The organism is Abyssibius alkaniclasticus, assembly GCF_020447305.1.
Lineage (GTDB): Bacteria > Pseudomonadota > Alphaproteobacteria > Rhodobacterales > Rhodobacteraceae > Abyssibius > Abyssibius alkaniclasticus.
Genome location: NZ_CP095732.1, coordinates 2,980,890 through 2,994,873 on the forward strand (window position 1 = coordinate 2,980,890; position 13,984 = coordinate 2,994,873).

The 13,984-nt window shown below is 62.9% G+C and carries 13 protein-coding genes; 7 read left to right on the plus strand and 6 right to left on the minus strand.

Annotation, left to right across the window (positions count from 1 at the left end):
• The 4 genes from LGT41_RS14845 to LGT41_RS14860 are packed head-to-tail and all read right to left on the minus strand — an operon-like array spanning position 1 to position 4,718.
• Entirely contained in the window at positions 1 to 2,175 is a 2,175-nt protein-coding gene (locus tag LGT41_RS14845) for an RNA degradosome polyphosphate kinase (protein ID WP_274127701.1), read from the minus strand.
• Complete coding sequence (locus LGT41_RS14850) at positions 2,165 to 2,866, minus strand: HdaA/DnaA family protein (RefSeq protein WP_274127703.1); 702 nt, start codon at positions 2,864 to 2,866, stop codon at positions 2,165 to 2,167. Before LGT41_RS14850 ends, LGT41_RS14845 begins: the two co-directional genes overlap by 11 nt.
• On the minus strand, positions 2,863 to 3,957 hold the full coding sequence (locus LGT41_RS14855; RefSeq protein ID WP_274127704.1) for an AI-2E family transporter: 1,095 nt from the start codon (positions 3,955 to 3,957) through the stop codon (positions 2,863 to 2,865). The genes LGT41_RS14850 and LGT41_RS14855 overlap by 4 nt, the downstream gene beginning before the upstream one ends.
• Positions 3,954 to 4,718 (minus strand): NAD kinase, encoded by a 765-nt coding sequence (locus LGT41_RS14860; protein WP_274127705.1) that lies wholly within the window; start codon positions 4,716 to 4,718, stop codon positions 3,954 to 3,956. Before LGT41_RS14860 ends, LGT41_RS14855 begins: the two co-directional genes overlap by 4 nt.
• 302 nt (positions 4,719 to 5,020) lie before the next feature.
• On the opposite strand from LGT41_RS14860, the gene glyA reads away from it, so the two are divergent.
• Together glyA and LGT41_RS14870 are read left to right on the plus strand one after the other, a co-directional pair.
• Complete coding sequence (glyA, locus tag LGT41_RS14865; RefSeq protein WP_274127706.1) at positions 5,021 to 6,316, plus strand: serine hydroxymethyltransferase; 1,296 nt, start codon at positions 5,021 to 5,023, stop codon at positions 6,314 to 6,316.
• 113 nt (positions 6,317 to 6,429) lie between these two features.
• Complete coding sequence (locus tag LGT41_RS14870) at positions 6,430 to 7,182, plus strand: HAD family hydrolase (protein ID WP_274127707.1); 753 nt, start codon at positions 6,430 to 6,432, stop codon at positions 7,180 to 7,182.
• 2 nt (positions 7,183 to 7,184) lie between these two features.
• Here the strand turns inward: LGT41_RS14870 and LGT41_RS14875 are convergent, their stop codons facing one another.
• Together LGT41_RS14875 and LGT41_RS14880 are read right to left on the minus strand one after the other, a co-directional pair.
• Positions 7,185 to 7,811, minus strand: a complete 627-nt coding sequence (locus tag LGT41_RS14875) for a TetR/AcrR family transcriptional regulator (protein WP_274127708.1) — start codon at positions 7,809 to 7,811, stop codon at positions 7,185 to 7,187.
• 51 nt (positions 7,812 to 7,862) lie between these two features.
• Positions 7,863 to 9,650 (minus strand): PHA/PHB synthase family protein, encoded by a 1,788-nt coding sequence (locus LGT41_RS14880; protein ID WP_274127709.1) that lies wholly within the window; start codon positions 9,648 to 9,650, stop codon positions 7,863 to 7,865.
• 104 nt (positions 9,651 to 9,754) lie between these two features.
• On the opposite strand from LGT41_RS14880, the gene LGT41_RS14885 reads away from it, so the two are divergent.
• The 5 genes from LGT41_RS14885 to glpX all read left to right on the plus strand — a co-directional run bounded on the left by LGT41_RS14885 (position 9,755) and on the right by glpX (position 13,962).
• Positions 9,755 to 10,081 carry a hypothetical protein gene (locus LGT41_RS14885; protein WP_274127710.1) on the plus strand — a complete coding sequence of 109 codons (327 nt, stop codon included), beginning with the start codon at positions 9,755 to 9,757 and terminating at the stop codon, positions 10,079 to 10,081.
• Between the two features lie 75 nt (positions 10,082 to 10,156).
• The gene (locus tag LGT41_RS14890) at positions 10,157 to 11,389 is read left to right on the plus strand and encodes an LL-diaminopimelate aminotransferase (protein ID WP_274127711.1); all 1,233 of its coding nucleotides are present in this window, start codon (positions 10,157 to 10,159) and stop codon (positions 11,387 to 11,389) included.
• Positions 11,390 to 11,393: 4 nt separating this feature from the next.
• The gene (locus LGT41_RS14895; protein ID WP_274127712.1) at positions 11,394 to 12,695 is read left to right on the plus strand and encodes a homoserine dehydrogenase; all 1,302 of its coding nucleotides are present in this window, start codon (positions 11,394 to 11,396) and stop codon (positions 12,693 to 12,695) included.
• A gap of 38 nt (positions 12,696 to 12,733) precedes the next feature.
• Positions 12,734 to 12,994 carry a hypothetical protein gene (locus LGT41_RS14900; protein ID WP_274127714.1) on the plus strand — a complete coding sequence of 87 codons (261 nt, stop codon included), beginning with the start codon at positions 12,734 to 12,736 and terminating at the stop codon, positions 12,992 to 12,994.
• Entirely contained in the window at positions 12,991 to 13,962 is a 972-nt protein-coding gene (gene glpX, locus LGT41_RS14905; protein WP_274127715.1) for a class II fructose-bisphosphatase, read from the plus strand. The genes LGT41_RS14900 and glpX overlap by 4 nt, the downstream gene beginning before the upstream one ends.
• The last annotated feature ends 22 nt before the right edge of the window (positions 13,963 to 13,984 follow it).

The following is a 13,984-nucleotide window of genomic DNA, read 5'->3' on the forward strand; positions in this document are numbered from 1 at the left end:
CTAATCATGGCTATGCGTCAGGCGCGGGGCATCCTTGGCCCCCACGCGCCCGCGCCCCGACATGGAAGGATTTTCCATAAAGAACCTGTGGCAGTTGAACGGGCGCTCCTCGGTTTCATCGCGCAGATAGCGGCCATCGGGCATCAGCACCCAGCTTTGCGCCTGATCGGCCAGATTCGCGGCCATGATCTGCTCGACAATCTGCGCATGAACGGTTTTGTTCAAGATCGGCACCAGCGTTTCCACCCGCCCTTCAAGGTTGCGGCCCATCCAATCGGCCGATGAAATGAACACCTTCGCCTTGTTCGAGGGCAGCCCGTGCCCGTTGCCAAAGCAGCAAATCCGCGAATGCTCCAAAAACCGCCCGACGATGGATTTGACGCGGATATTTTCCGACAAGCCCGCCAGCCCCGGCCGCAGCCCGCAAATGCCGCGCACCACAAGGTCTATTTTCACACCCGCGCCCGAAGCCGCATAAAGCGCATCAATCACATCGGGGTCGACCAGCGCGTTCAGCTTGGCCCAGATGGCGGCTGGTTTGCCCGCGCGGGCAAATTCAGCCTCGGCGGCGATATGCTCCAGCAGGGTTTGCTTCAGCGACAATGGCGCGATCGACAGCGCCTCCAGCCCCTCGGGTTCGGCATAGCCTGAAACGTAATTGAACACCTTGGTCGCGTCGCGCCCAAGCGCCGCATCGCATGTGAACAGGCTTAAATCGGTATATACATTGGCCGTGCCGGGGTGGTAATTGCCGGTGCCGAAATGGGTATATGTCACCAGCTTGCCCCCCTCGCGCCGCACAACGGTGGAAATTTTGGCATGGGTTTTCTGGTCGATAAACCCGTAAACCACCTGCGCCCCGGCCCGTTCCAGCGCGCGGCTCTGCCGGATATTCGCCGCCTCGTCAAAACGTGCCTTCAGCTCGATCAGCGCAGTAACCGACTTGCCCTCTTCTGCCGCTTGCGCCAGAGCCGCCACAATGGGCGAATTGCGGCTGGTGCGATACAGCGTTTGCTTGATCGCCACCACATCCGGGTCCAGCGCCGCCTGTTGCAGGAATCTTACAACAATATCAAAGGTTTCATAGGGATGGTGCAGCAGCATGTCCTTCTGGCGGATGGCGGCGAAAATATCGCCGTCATGGTCGCGCACACGTTCGGGCGTGCGCGGCGTAAAGGGCGGCCATTGCAGATCGGGGCGGCTGTCCAGCACAAGTTCGCGCAGATCGGCAATGCCGATAATGCCCTCCATCGCGATGACCTCATCTTCGCTGACATGCAGGTTGCGCACGACAAGCTCATACAGTTTGCGCGGCGCATCGGCGGCAATTTTCAGGCGGATCGCCTCGCCCCTCCGGCGGCGTTTCAGCGCGGTTTCAAACTCGCGCACAAGGTCTTCGGCCTCGTCCTCGACCTCCAGATCGGAATTGCGCAGCACACGAAAGGCGCAATGGCCCTGCGCGGCATAGCCGGGAAACAGCCGCGCCAGAAACACCTCTATCATATGTTCCAGCGCCAAGAAGCGCGCCACGCCATCGGCGCCATCGGCCAGCCGGTGAAAGCGCGGCACCTGGGCGGGCACCGGCAGAAGGGCGAACAGATCGGCACCATCGCGCTTGCGGCGCAGTTGCAGCGCCAGCGCAAACCCGCCCGAAGCGATGAAGGGAAACGGATGCGCCGGGTCTATTGCCAGCGGCGACAGCACCGGAAACACCTCGTCCAGAAACACCGGCTCCAGCGCGGCAATATCCTCCTTTGAAAGGTCATCTGGGGTGACAACCGCAATCCCCGTGGCGCGCAGATCAGCGGCAATGCCGCGCCAGCTTACAAACTGCCGCGCCATCAGCGCGCGGGCATCGGCGTTGATCAGGTCAAGCTGTTCTTCGGGGCTCAGCCCGTCGGCCGACAGGCTGCGCAGCCCCTTGCGCACCATTTCGCGCAAGCCCGCCACGCGCACGGTGTAAAACTCATCCAGATTGCTGGCAGAGATTGTCAGAAACCGAAGCCGTTCCAGCACCGGAATGCGCGCATTCTCGCTTTCCGCCAGCACCCGCCAGTTGAAGGCGAGCCACGAAATTTCGCGGTTGAAAAACCGCTGTGGTGCATCGGCGGCAACCGTTTCGCCCGCCGCCAGCGGGCCGGTTGCATTGTGCAAAAAATCGCCATCAATCGCCATGTTGCCCGCCTTCTGCATCCAGCGCCAGAATTTGCCCCGCAAACCGGGCCGTCAGCCGCGATTTGCGCGCCAGCGCCTCGCGGTCCAGCCGCGCGACGACCGCAATCGCCGCCGCAAATGACCGGTCGATCCGGTTGATCAGATAGGGCACAAGGTCGGCGCCCACATCTATCTGCCGATCGGCAAACAGCTTCACCAACAGGGCGGCCAGCATCGCATCATCGGGCGGCAGAAGCTCGGCCTGCGCGGTCGCCTCCAGCCGCGAATGCAGGTCAGCCAGCGCAACCCCCCAGCGCGCGCTTGGCTGGCGTGCGGCCATAAGCAGCGGTGCGGCGCGCGCCATGCGCCCGTTGATCAGGTGGAACAGGGCGGTCTGCGCCGCCGCATCGGCCGCCACACCCTCGGCCCTGTCAATCGCCACGGCGGGTGCGCCGATCAGCGCGGCAATGTCAGCCGTTGCAAGCCCCGCGCCATCCAGGCGCGCAGCCCCCCGCTCATCGGCCCAGATATTCAGCAAATGGCTTTTGCCGCTGGCCTTTGGCCCGTGCAGCACCAACCGGTGCAGCGGCCAGGTTTCGGGCGCATCGAGCATGGCCAGCGGCAGGGCATTATTGGGGGCAACGAAGAAATCATCGCGCCCCTGCGCGCGCCTGACCGGCAGGTCCAGCACCAGTTGTTCAGCGGTCGTCATGGCTCGTCCTGATCATTGCCAAGATAGAACCGGCCTTCCAGATATTGCGACAGCGCATAGCGCCCCAGCACGCCAATGCTGGCGGCAACCGGCACGGCCACCAACAGCCCGGCAAATCCGAACAGCGCGCCAAAGGCCGACAGCGAAAACAGCAGCCAGACCGGGTGCAGCCCCACCGAGCCGCCCACAAGCTTCGGTGTCAGCACATTGCCCTCCACCAGTTGCCCCACCAGAAACACCGCCGCGACCGCCAGAATCCAGACCGGATCACCCCAGAACTGGTAAAGCGCCAGCCCGATTGACAGCACCCCGCCAAGCAGCGAGCCGACAAAGGGAATGAAGGAAACCAGCCCGGCAAATATCCCGATCACCACGCCAAATTGCAACCCGATCGCCGCCAGCGCCAGCGCGTAGAACCCGCCGAGAATGGCGCATACCGTCAACTGCCCGCGCACAAAGCCCGCCAGCACCTTGTCAACCCGCCCGGCCAGCATCCGCATCGTGCCGGCATGGTCGCGCGGCAGCCATCTATCCACCGCCGCGATCACGCGCGGCCAGTCGAGCATCAGATAGAAGGTCACCACCGGCACCACGAAGACCAGCAGCAGAAAGTCGACCAGCGCCAACGAGGTGTTCAGCGCCTGGTTGACCACGGCCACGCCAAAATCCTTCAGCACTGTTTGCAGCCCGGTCATGGCCTTGCGCAGCGGCGAGTCCGGTTCAAACAGCGCCGGGAAACGTTCGCCCAGAAAGCTGGTCAGCCGCGCAATATATTCAGGCGCGACCGAGAACAAGGCCGTGGCCTGCTGGATGAGCATGGGCACGACAAGCAGGAAAATCGCAACCACCACGATCAGCGCCAGAAGCGAAATCAGGATAACCGCCCAAAGCCGGTTGGTGCCCAGCTTTTGCAGGCGCTGCACGACGGGTTCCAGAAAATAGGCGATTGCGGTCGCCACCAGAAAGGGCACAACCGCGTTGCCCAGCAGCCATAGCAGGGCAATGGCCAGCGCCAGGCCGATCAGCCAGTAGCGGGTTTTCTGCTGTGCGCTCAGTTGCATCAAGGCGGGTTTCTTGTTGGTCTCGCTCATTGGAATTGCTCGCTTAACAGGCGTTCTTCCAGCCCGTGGCCGGGGTCGAACAACAATGTATGGCTTATGTCGCGCGCGCTGGAAATATCCACCCGCAGCACATCGCGCGCCTCGCTGCTGTCGGCAATGGCGTTCACGGGGCGTTTTTCGGGCTCCAGCACCTCAAAGCCAATGCTTGCGCCCATCGGCAACAGCGCGCCACGCCAGCGGCGCGGGCGAAAGGCGGCAACTGGCGTCAGCGCAAGAATTTCAGCGCCAATCGGCAGAATCGGGCCATGCGCCGAATAGTTATAGGCGGTCGAGCCTGCCGGGGTTGAAACCATCGCGCCATCGCAGACCAGCTCGTCCATCCGCACGCGCCCATCCACCGAAATGCGTAGCCGCGCGGCCTGCGCGCCGGTGCGCAACAATGAGACCTCGTTGATCGCCAGCGCCTTATGCACCACGCCATCGCGCCCCAGTGCCTGCATCCGCAGCGGATGGATCACCGCGCGTTCGGCACCGGAAAGCCGCGCCAGCAGCCCTTCAATGCTGAAGGCATTCATCAAGAACCCGACCGTGCCCTGGTTCATGCCGTAAACCGGCAGGCCAAGCGCCTGGCTGCGGTTGAGCGTATCCAGCATGAACCCGTCGCCGCCCAGCGCCACAATTACTTCGGCATCTGCCGCCTCGGCCTGCCCGTAACGTGCGACCAGCGCCGCCAGGGCGCTTTGGGCCGTGTCGGCCGCGCTGGCCAAAAACCTGATTCTGCTCAAACTCAACTGGCCCCCGATTTGCCGCGTTCTGCCATTTGGCCACAGTTTCGCTTGCAGGGGCCATGAACACAAGCGTTGCAATCGTGCCCCGCCCGCCAATATGGGAAAGCTTTGGCCACTTTCGGCAACAAACTTGTGACAATCCGCCAGCATTTCCGCATTTCCGGGGTGTTTGTGCTGCGCGCGCGCCCCTAAACACGCGCCAGAACGCGCCGCGTCGAGTTCACACGATACCGTGTCGCTTTCACATGTTTCCTATCGGAAACGACTCTGCTACCACTGCGCCACCAACAGCCAAAGGATGCGCCATGACAACTGCCAATCGCGACGCCGGTTTTTTCACCGAATCCCTCTCCTCCCGCGACCCTGAAATCTTTGCCGCGATGACCGGCGAGCTTGGCCGCCAGCGCGACGAGATCGAGCTGATCGCCTCGGAAAACATCGTCTCCGCCGCGGTGATGGAAGCCCAGGGTTCGGTGCTGACCAACAAATATGCCGAAGGCTATCCCGGCCGGCGCTATTATGGCGGCTGCGACTGGGTGGATGTGGCCGAAAATCTGGCCATCGCGCGCGCCAGGCAGTTGTTCGGCTGCGAATTTGTCAATGTGCAGCCCAATTCCGGCAGCCAGGCCAATCAGGGCGCGTTCAACGCGCTCATCAAACCGGGCGATACGATCATGGGCATGAATCTTGCCTCCGGCGGGCATCTTACGCATGGCGCGGCGCCCAACCAGTCGGGCAAATGGTTCAACGCCGTGCAATACGGCGTGCGCCAGCAAGACAGCCTGCTTGACTATGACGCGATGGCCGAACTGGCGCGCGCGCACAAACCCGCGCTGATCATCGCCGGTGGCTCCGCCATTCCCCGCCAGCTTGATTTTGCACGTTTTCGCGAAATTGCCGACGAGGTTGGCGCAATTCTCATGGTCGATATGGCGCATATTGCCGGGCTGGTGGCGGCGGGCCTGCACCCATCGCCCTTTCCACATGCGCATATTGCCACGACCACCACGCATAAAACCCTGCGCGGCCCGCGCGGCGGCATGATACTCACCAATGACGAGGCTATCGCCAAAAAGGTCAATTCCGCCATTTTCCCCGGCATTCAGGGCGGCCCGCTGATGCATGTCATCGCCGCCAAGGCCGTGGCCTTTGGCGAGGCGCTGCGCCCCGAATTCAAGACCTATCAGGCCGCCGTCATCGCCAATGCCCAGAAGCTGGCCGAAACCCTCATGAAGGGCGGTCTGGACATCGTGACCGGCGGCACCGACACGCATCTGATGCTGGTCGATCTGCGCCCCAAAGGCGTGAAGGGCAATGATACCGAGGCCGCGCTTGGCCGCGCCCATATCACCTGCAACAAGAACGGCATCCCGTTTGACCCCGAGAAGCCGACCGTCACCTCCGGTGTGCGCCTTGGCTCGCCCGCGGGCACAACGCGCGGCTTCGGCCTTGCCGAGTTTGCCAAAATCGGCGAGCTGATCGTGCAGGTGGTCGATGGGCTTGCCGCCAACGGGCCGGATGGAAACGAGGCGGTCGAGGCCGCTGTGCGCGCCGAAGTGGCCAGGCTCTGCACCGCTTTCCCTATGTATCCCAACCACTAAAACCACAAAACCTGGTGTGGGGCCGCGCAATTTTGCGGCCCTGCGCGCTTTTGGTAAGACACTGTTCATCTTTCTGCCGCAAAACTGTGCCAAGCATAAAGCGGAGCAGGAAGATGCAACTTCAGGCCATTATCTTCGACGTTGACGGCACTTTGGCGGAAACCGCCGATCTTCACCGTCAGGCGTGGAATGCGAGTTTTGCGCAATGCGGCCTGCCGTGGCATTGGGGGCGGGCGCTGTTTTCAACGCTTCTGCACATCCCCGATGGTGTGGCGCGGCTGCGCGCCTATGAACAGGCGCAAAACCCCGAAAACCCCTGCACCGATGCGCAGTTGCGCGCGCTCTCTGCCGCCAAGACCGCCGCCTATGCCCGCGCTTTGCGCGCCGGGGCCGCAACCCCGCGCAAAGGCACGATTCGCCTGCTGAACGAAGCCCGCGCCGAGGGTCTGCCGATTGCCGCCGTCAGCACCGGCAGCCTGATCGATTTCGAGCTTCTGGTCTTTCACGCCTTCGGGTTTGATGCGCTTGGCTGGTTTGACTGTGTGCGCTGCCAGGATGACAGCCGCGACGCGCCCCACCCCTATCAGGCCGTGATCGGCGCAATGGGCCTGACGCCGCCGCACTGCCTTGCCATCGATGACAGCGATGCCGGGGCGAAGGCCGCCATTGCGGCCGGGTTGCGGGTGCTGGCCACGCCGGGGCTTTACACATCTTCGCATCGGTTTGAGGGGGCGGCGCTGGTCCTGTCCGATCTTGGCTGCCCCGAAGCCCCGTTCGATGTGATCCGGGGCGATGCGCGCGGCCACAGTTTCGTAACCCCCAACGCGCTGCGCGACTGGGGCCAGGCCCACCGCGCCGCCGCCTGAGCCTATTGCGCGGCCTGAACCAACTCGCGCTGCGAATTCATGCCGACCAGCCCGCGCACCATATCCATCTGCACGGCGCAAAGCGCATCAAGCGACAGCCGCCCGCCTTCCTTATACCAGACATTGACACCGTTGAGCTGGCCGAGAATGGCGAACACGCCCATGCGCGTATCGGCCAGCCTGAACGTGCCGCGCGCCACGCCGTCACGCAAAATCCCGTCAAGCACGTCTTCATAGGCGTGGCGCTTGGCCTCGATCCTGGCAAAGTTTTCCGGCGTCAGGTTGCGCAGCTCCATATAGGAAATGAACACCGCATCCTTGCGCACCAGATGCCAGCGCAGATGGAAGCAGATGAAGCGTTCAAGCCGGGCCAGCGGGTCATCCAGCGGCACACGGCTCGCCTTTTCCCAGGCCTCGGCCAGGGCGGTTAAATGCGTGTCGAGCAGATCGAACAGCAGCGCCTGCTTGTCATCGAAATACAGATAGACCGCGCCGGCCTGCACGCCCACTTCGGCCGCCAGTTGGCGCACCGAAACCGCCGCACAGCCATAGCGCGCATAAAGCCGCGTGGCGGCGGCGCGCAGTTCAGCCTTGGTTTTTTCGCCCGATGATCCGGATTTGCGTGCCATGTTCACTCCACTGGCAGCAAGTTAAATGAACATTTGTTCAAATGCCAGCACTTAACGCTGGTCAAACCGCAGCTTCACATAGCGCCCAGGCGCATCCTCTATCACCCCGGCAACCGCGCCGGGCTTGCGCGCATCCACCTGCCCGCCGCCGTGCTTTTTCAGCCATTTGTCCCAATCGGGCCACCAGCTTCCGGCCACCTCTTTGGCCTTTTCGCGCCAGGCTTCCACCGTCTCCGCCTTCAGGTTTGGCGCGGTCCAATGCTGGTATTTCCCGGCGGCGGGCGGGTTGATCACCCCGGCAATATGCCCCGAGCCTGCCAGCACGAATTTCACTTTCGCGCCGGTCATCATCTGCGCGCCAAGATAAACCGAATTGGCCGGCGCGATATGATCTTCGCGCGTGGCCACATGGTAAACCGGCAGGTTGATATCGCCCAGCGCAACCGGCGTGTCCAGCACGCGCAAATCGCCCCTGGCAAAGGCGTTCCTGATGTAGAACTGCTCCAGATAGAAATGATGCACCTTGGCGGGCATGGCGGTGGAATCGCTGTTCCAATAGAGCAGATCGAAGGGGAACGGGTCTTTGCCCAGCATGTAATTGTTGACCACGTAATTCCAGACAAGGTCATTGGCGCGCAAGGCGTTGAACGCGCTGGCCATGACATCGGCGGGCAGATAGCCTGCATCCATCTGCTCATCGACCATCGACAGGGTTTTGTCATCGACAAAGACCTGCAATTCGCCCGCATCCTCAAAATCAAGCTGCGCGGTGAAAAACGTGGCCGAGGCGACGCGTTTGTCGCCCGTCTTGCCCATATAGGCCAGCAAGGTGCCCGCCAGGGTGCCGCCAATGCAGTAAGAGCCAAGGTTCACCTGCTCTTGCCCGCATTCGGCGCGCACGACGTCGATAATTTCCATAACGGTCCGCAAATAACTGTCCCAGGTCTCGCCCGCCTGGGCTGCATCCGGGTTCACCCAGGAAATGACAAACACGCTATGCCCCTGCTCAACCAGCCATTTCATGAGCGATTTCTTGGGGTTGAGATCGGCGACATAATATTTGTTGATCCAGGGCGGCACGAACAGGAACGGCTTGGCCGTCACCTTTTCCGTGGCGGGCGCATACTGAATGAGCTGGGCGATGTTGTTTTCCCAAATCACCTTGCCCGGCGTCACCGCCATGTTGCGCCCCACCTCGAACGCGTCCATATCGGTCTGGCGGATCAGCAGCTTGCCCTTGCCGCGCGTCACATCCTCCAGCAGCATCTTGAGGCCGCGCACAAGGTTTGCGCCATGCTCGCTATAGGTGGTTTCCAGCACTTCGGGGTTGAGCGCGAAGAAATTCGCAGGGTTCATCGCCTCGACAGCATTGCGGGTCAGAAACGCCGCCTTGCGCTGGTCGCGCGCGGGCAGGTTTGCATCGGTCACCTGGCTTTGCACGAAAGACGACATCAGCAGGTAGCTGTTCTTGATGCTCTCAAACAGCGCGTTTTCCTGCCAGTCCTTATGCGCGAAACGTTTGCCACCATCGGGCAGGCGCGGCACGGGCCCGGGCGCGCCGCCCATGAACTTTGCCATTGCCGCCTGCCAGATCGCCTGTTGGCCCTGCCAGTAATTCACCGTTGCTTCGGCCAGCCGGGCCGGGTCGCGCCACAGGGCCTGGGTGATTTCGGCCATCAGGGGCATGGTGTTCAGCGGGTCGGCCTCTTGCGTGCCATCGCCCTGTGCCTCGGCCATCTTCGCCCAGATCGCCTGCATAAGCTGGGCGGCTTCGGCCATATTGGCGGCAAAAGCGGCGCTGGCTTCGGCCTCCGGGGGCAGTGGTGTTGGCGCGGTCATGGTGCAATCCTCCGTTCGGCACCCGCTTTACCTTCGCAGCGGGGCAGGCTACCAGTGTAGCGGGGTCAAACGCCCACGCCAAATGCTTATCCTGAAGGTCGCCCATGCCGCGCCGCCAAACATGCCGAAATGTTGCGCTCTGCACCGCGATGTGTGCGGCGCTTGTGCTGGCGGGCTGCTCGGTCAGCCCCAGTCTGCGCGATGCGCGCGCCGACCTGCCCACCAGCATTGCCGGGCTGGACTGGCCGCAGCTTCTGCCGATCGGCAGCTTTGCGCGCAGCACCCCTGCCCGCCTGCCCGATGATCCGGCCAGCATTGCCGCCCGCGCCGCCAGTCTGCGCGCCCGTGCCGCCGCCGCCTTTGCCGCGCCCGTGCTTACGCCCGCACGCCGCGCCGCCCTGCTTGCGGCACTTGCACGCAATGCCGGCTAGGCGCTCGATTTTCCCTATTCAGCCCGCTTGCCTGCCGCTATAACCCAGCGCGAACCCCAGCCGGAACCCCGCCAGATGACCGAAGACTTCTACCGCATCAAACGCCTGCCACCCTATGTGTTTGCCGAGGTGAACCGCCTCAAGGCCGCCCAGCGCGCGGCGGGGGTGGATATCATCGATTTTGGCATGGGCAATCCGGATATGGATACACCGCCCCATATCGTCCAGAAGCTGATCGAGACCGTGCAAAAGCCCCGCACGCATCGCTATTCCGCCTCGCGCGGCATTCCGGGGCTGCGCCGGGCTCAGGCCGGCTATTATGCGCGCCGCTTCGGTGTCACGCTCAACCCCGAAACCGAGGTCATCGCCACCCTTGGCTCGAAAGAGGGGCTGGCCAACCTTGCTATGGCCATCACCGCACCGGGCGATGTGATGCTGGTGCCCAACCCCAGCTACCCGATCCACCCTTACGGCTTCATGATCGCCGGTGGCACCTTGCGCCATGTGCCCGCGCAGGTGAACGGGCGTTTCGACCCCGAAGATTACCTTCGCGCGCTTGACCGCGCCGTCGCCCATTCCGTGCCCAAGCCGGTGGCGCTGGTGGTCAACTTCCCCTCCAACCCTACCGCGCAGGTCTGCGACCTTGCCTTTTACGGCGAACTCATCAAATTCGCCAAAAAGCACCATCTCTGGGTGCTGTCCGACCTTGCCTATGCCGAGATTTACTTCGACGACACGCCGCCGCCCTCGATTCTGCAAATCGAAGGTGCGCGCGATGTGGCGGTGGAGTTTACCTCGCTGTCCAAAACCTATTCCATGCCCGGCTGGCGCATGGGCTTTGCCGTGGGCAATGAACGGCTGATCGGCGCGCTTACCCGCATCAAATCCTACCTCGATTACGGTGCATTCACCCCCGTGCAGGTGGCCGCAGCCGCCGCGCTGAACGGGCCGGATGATTGCATCGACGAGATCCGCGCCACCTATAAAGCCCGTCGCGATGTGCTGATCGATGCGATGGGCCGCGCCGGTTGGGACATTCCCCCGCCCCCCGCCACAATGTTTGCTTGGGCGCCGGTTCCGGCCGCCTTTGCCGAGATTGGCAGCATGGGCTTTTCCAAAATTCTTTTGGCGGAAGCGGGCGTAGCTGTTGCGCCCGGCATCGGTTTCGGTGAATACGGCGAAGGCTATGTGCGCCTTGGCCTTGTGGAAAACGAACACCGTATCCGCCAGGCGGCGCGCGGCGTCAGGAAAGTGTTGCAGAACGCCCCGGCCCTGCTGGCGGCATATGCAAATGGACAAAAGGACTGATCACATGACTGCACCCCATTCCCCGGCCCCCTTGCGCATTGCCATTGCCGGGCTTGGCACCGTGGGTGCTGGTATTGTGAAAATCGTGCAAAAACATGGCGATATGCTGGCCGCCCGCGCGGGCCGGCCCATTGTCATTACCGCCATTTCCGCGCGTTCCCGCTCCAAGAACCGGGGCGTCAAGCTCGATGGATACGCCTGGGAGGATGACCCGATCGCGCTCGCCCGCCGCCCCGACGTCGATCTGGTGGTCGAGGTAATGGGCGGCGAAGACGGCCCCGCCAAGGCCTGCGTCGAAAACTCGCTGAAATTCGGCAAGCATGTCGTCACCGCCAACAAGGCCTTGCTGGCCAAACACGGCAATATGCTGGCCGCATTGGCCGAAGATTGCGCAGTGTCCTTGCGGTATGAGGCCGCCATCGCCGGCGGCATCCCGATCATCAAATCGCTTGGCGAAGGGCTGGCGGGCAACGACATCACCCGCGTGATGGGCGTGATGAACGGCACCTGCAACTACATCCTGACCGTGATGGAGGCGACCGGCGCCGATTATGCCGATGTGCTGGCCGCCGCCCAGGCCAAAGGCTATGCCGAGGCCGACCCCGAAACCGATGTCGGCGGCTATGACGCGGCCCACAAGCTTGCCGTTCTGGCCGCCCTGGCCTTTGGCACCAAGGTCGATTATTCCGGTGTTACGATCGAGGGCATCGAGCGTATTTCGCTCCCCGACATCCACAATGCCCGCGACATGGGCTATCGCATCAAGTTGCTGGGCGTTGCGCGGATGAATGCCGACGGGCTGGAACAGCGGATGCAGCCCTGCCTTGTGCCCGCCAACTCGCCGCTTGGCCAGTTGGAAGGTGTCACCAATATGGTGGTGGTCGAGGGCGATTTCATCGGCCAGATCGTCGCCTCCGGCCCCGGCGCCGGTGAAGGGCCGACCGCCAGCGCCATCATGGGCGATATCGTCGATATCGCGCGCGGGTTGACCATGCCGACCTTCGGCATTCCGGCGGGCGAACTTGCGGGCGCACCGCGCTCGGCCTCGGGTTCGGATGCCGAATATTACCTGCGCTTTGCCCTGCTCGATGCGCCAATGGTGCTGTCGCGCGTCACCGGCATTCTGGGCACGCATGGTGTGTCGATCGACCGTTGCCGCCAGTATGACCATGATGGCGATACCGCGCCCCTGCTCATCGTGACCCACACCACGCCGCGCGCCGTGCTGGATGCGGCATTGGCGGAAATCAGCGCACTTGAGGCTTGCCTCGCAGCGCCTGTGGCGATCCGCATCGAGAATGTATAAATAGGCATCACGAGTGAAACTCCGTTGGAGGAATTTGAATGACTATCCTGAAAACCACCCTTGTTCTGGCTGCAATGGCAACCCCGCTCATGGCCCAGACCGAAGATGAGAACCGCGCCAACCTTGCAATGGCCATTTCCATGCAGGGCTTTGACTGCGCGCGCATCGAAGGCAACACCACCGCCACCGACGTCGCCAATGTCTATACCGTGATGTGCAAAACCAATTCCGATGCCGATGCCTGGTATCAGATCAATATCGAAAACTTCGAGATTTCCCCCATGCAGCAGGCCCAATGATAGATTCCGCCCTCTTCGCCGACCGGATGCTGTCACTCGGGCTTGCCCGTGTGTCTGAAGCCGCCGCCATCGCCTCGGCCCGGCTTATTGGCTCGGGCAATGAAAAAGCCGCCGATCAGGCCGCGGTCGATGCCATGCGCAGCCAGCTCAACCTGCTGGATATTGCCGGTGTCGTGGTCATTGGCGAAGGCGAGCGGGACGAAGCGCCGATGCTTTACATTGGCGAAGAGGTGGGCACGGGCAACGGCCCGGGCGTTGACATTGCGCTCGACCCGCTGGAAGGCACGACCCTCACCGCCAAGGACATGCCCAACGCGCTGGCGGTCATCGCGATGGGGCCGCGCGGCTCCATGCTCCATGCGCCCGATGTCTATATGGACAAGCTGGCCATCGGCCCGGGCTTCGCGCCCGATATTGTGTCGCTCGACATGTCCCCGACCGAGCGTATCGCCGCACTGGCCGCCGCCAAGGGCTGCAAACCGGCCGATCTGATGGTCTGCGTGCTGGAACGCCCCCGCCACGAAGACCTCGTGCGCGAAATCCGCGCCACGGGCGCGCGCATCCGCCTGATCACCGATGGCGATGTGGCGGGCGTTATCCACTGCGCCGAGACCGCCAAGACCGGCATCGATATGTATATGGGCTCGGGCGGGGCGCCCGAAGGGGTGCTGGCCGCGGCCGCGCTCAAATGCATGGGCGGGCAAATTCAGGGCCGCTTGCTGTTTCGCAATGATGATGAACGTGGCCGCGCCGCCAAGGCGGGTATCAGCGACCTCAACAAGATCTACCGCCGCGATGACATGGTCACCGCCGATGTGATTTTCGCCGCCACCGGCGTGACCGATGGCTCTGTCGTGCGGGGCGCGCGGCGTGACGGGGATTATCTGGAAACCGAAACCCTGCTCATGCGCTCCAAAACCGGCTCGGTCCGGCGGCTGTTCTACCGCGTGCGGATCGACGACAACTAAGGCAGCGCGGCAACCCTGCGCC

Excerpts from the sequence above, each read along its gene's own strand:
- LGT41_RS14880 (WP_274127709.1), bottom strand. The coding sequence starts at position 9,650 with ATGACCGCGCCAACACCACTGCCCCCGGAGGCCGAAGCCAGCGCCGCT.
- LGT41_RS14850 (WP_274127703.1), bottom strand. The coding sequence starts at position 2,866 with ATGACGACCGCTGAACAACTGGTGCTGGACCTGCCGGTCAGGCGCGCG.
- LGT41_RS14900 (WP_274127714.1), top strand. The coding sequence starts at position 12,734 with ATGACTATCCTGAAAACCACCCTTGTTCTGGCTGCAATGGCAACCCCG.
- LGT41_RS14895 (WP_274127712.1), top strand. The coding sequence starts at position 11,394 with ATGACTGCACCCCATTCCCCGGCCCCCTTGCGCATTGCCATTGCCGGG.
- LGT41_RS14885 (WP_274127710.1), top strand. The coding sequence starts at position 9,755 with ATGCCGCGCCGCCAAACATGCCGAAATGTTGCGCTCTGCACCGCGATG.
- LGT41_RS14845 (WP_274127701.1), bottom strand. The coding sequence starts at position 2,175 with ATGGCGATTGATGGCGATTTTTTGCACAATGCAACCGGCCCGCTGGCG.
- glpX (WP_274127715.1), top strand. The coding sequence starts at position 12,991 with ATGATAGATTCCGCCCTCTTCGCCGACCGGATGCTGTCACTCGGGCTT.
- glyA (WP_274127706.1), top strand. The coding sequence starts at position 5,021 with ATGACAACTGCCAATCGCGACGCCGGTTTTTTCACCGAATCCCTCTCC.
- LGT41_RS14870 (WP_274127707.1), top strand. The coding sequence starts at position 6,430 with ATGCAACTTCAGGCCATTATCTTCGACGTTGACGGCACTTTGGCGGAA.
- LGT41_RS14875 (WP_274127708.1), bottom strand. The coding sequence starts at position 7,811 with ATGGCACGCAAATCCGGATCATCGGGCGAAAAAACCAAGGCTGAACTG.
- LGT41_RS14855 (WP_274127704.1), bottom strand. The coding sequence starts at position 3,957 with ATGAGCGAGACCAACAAGAAACCCGCCTTGATGCAACTGAGCGCACAG.
- LGT41_RS14890 (WP_274127711.1), top strand. The coding sequence starts at position 10,157 with ATGACCGAAGACTTCTACCGCATCAAACGCCTGCCACCCTATGTGTTT.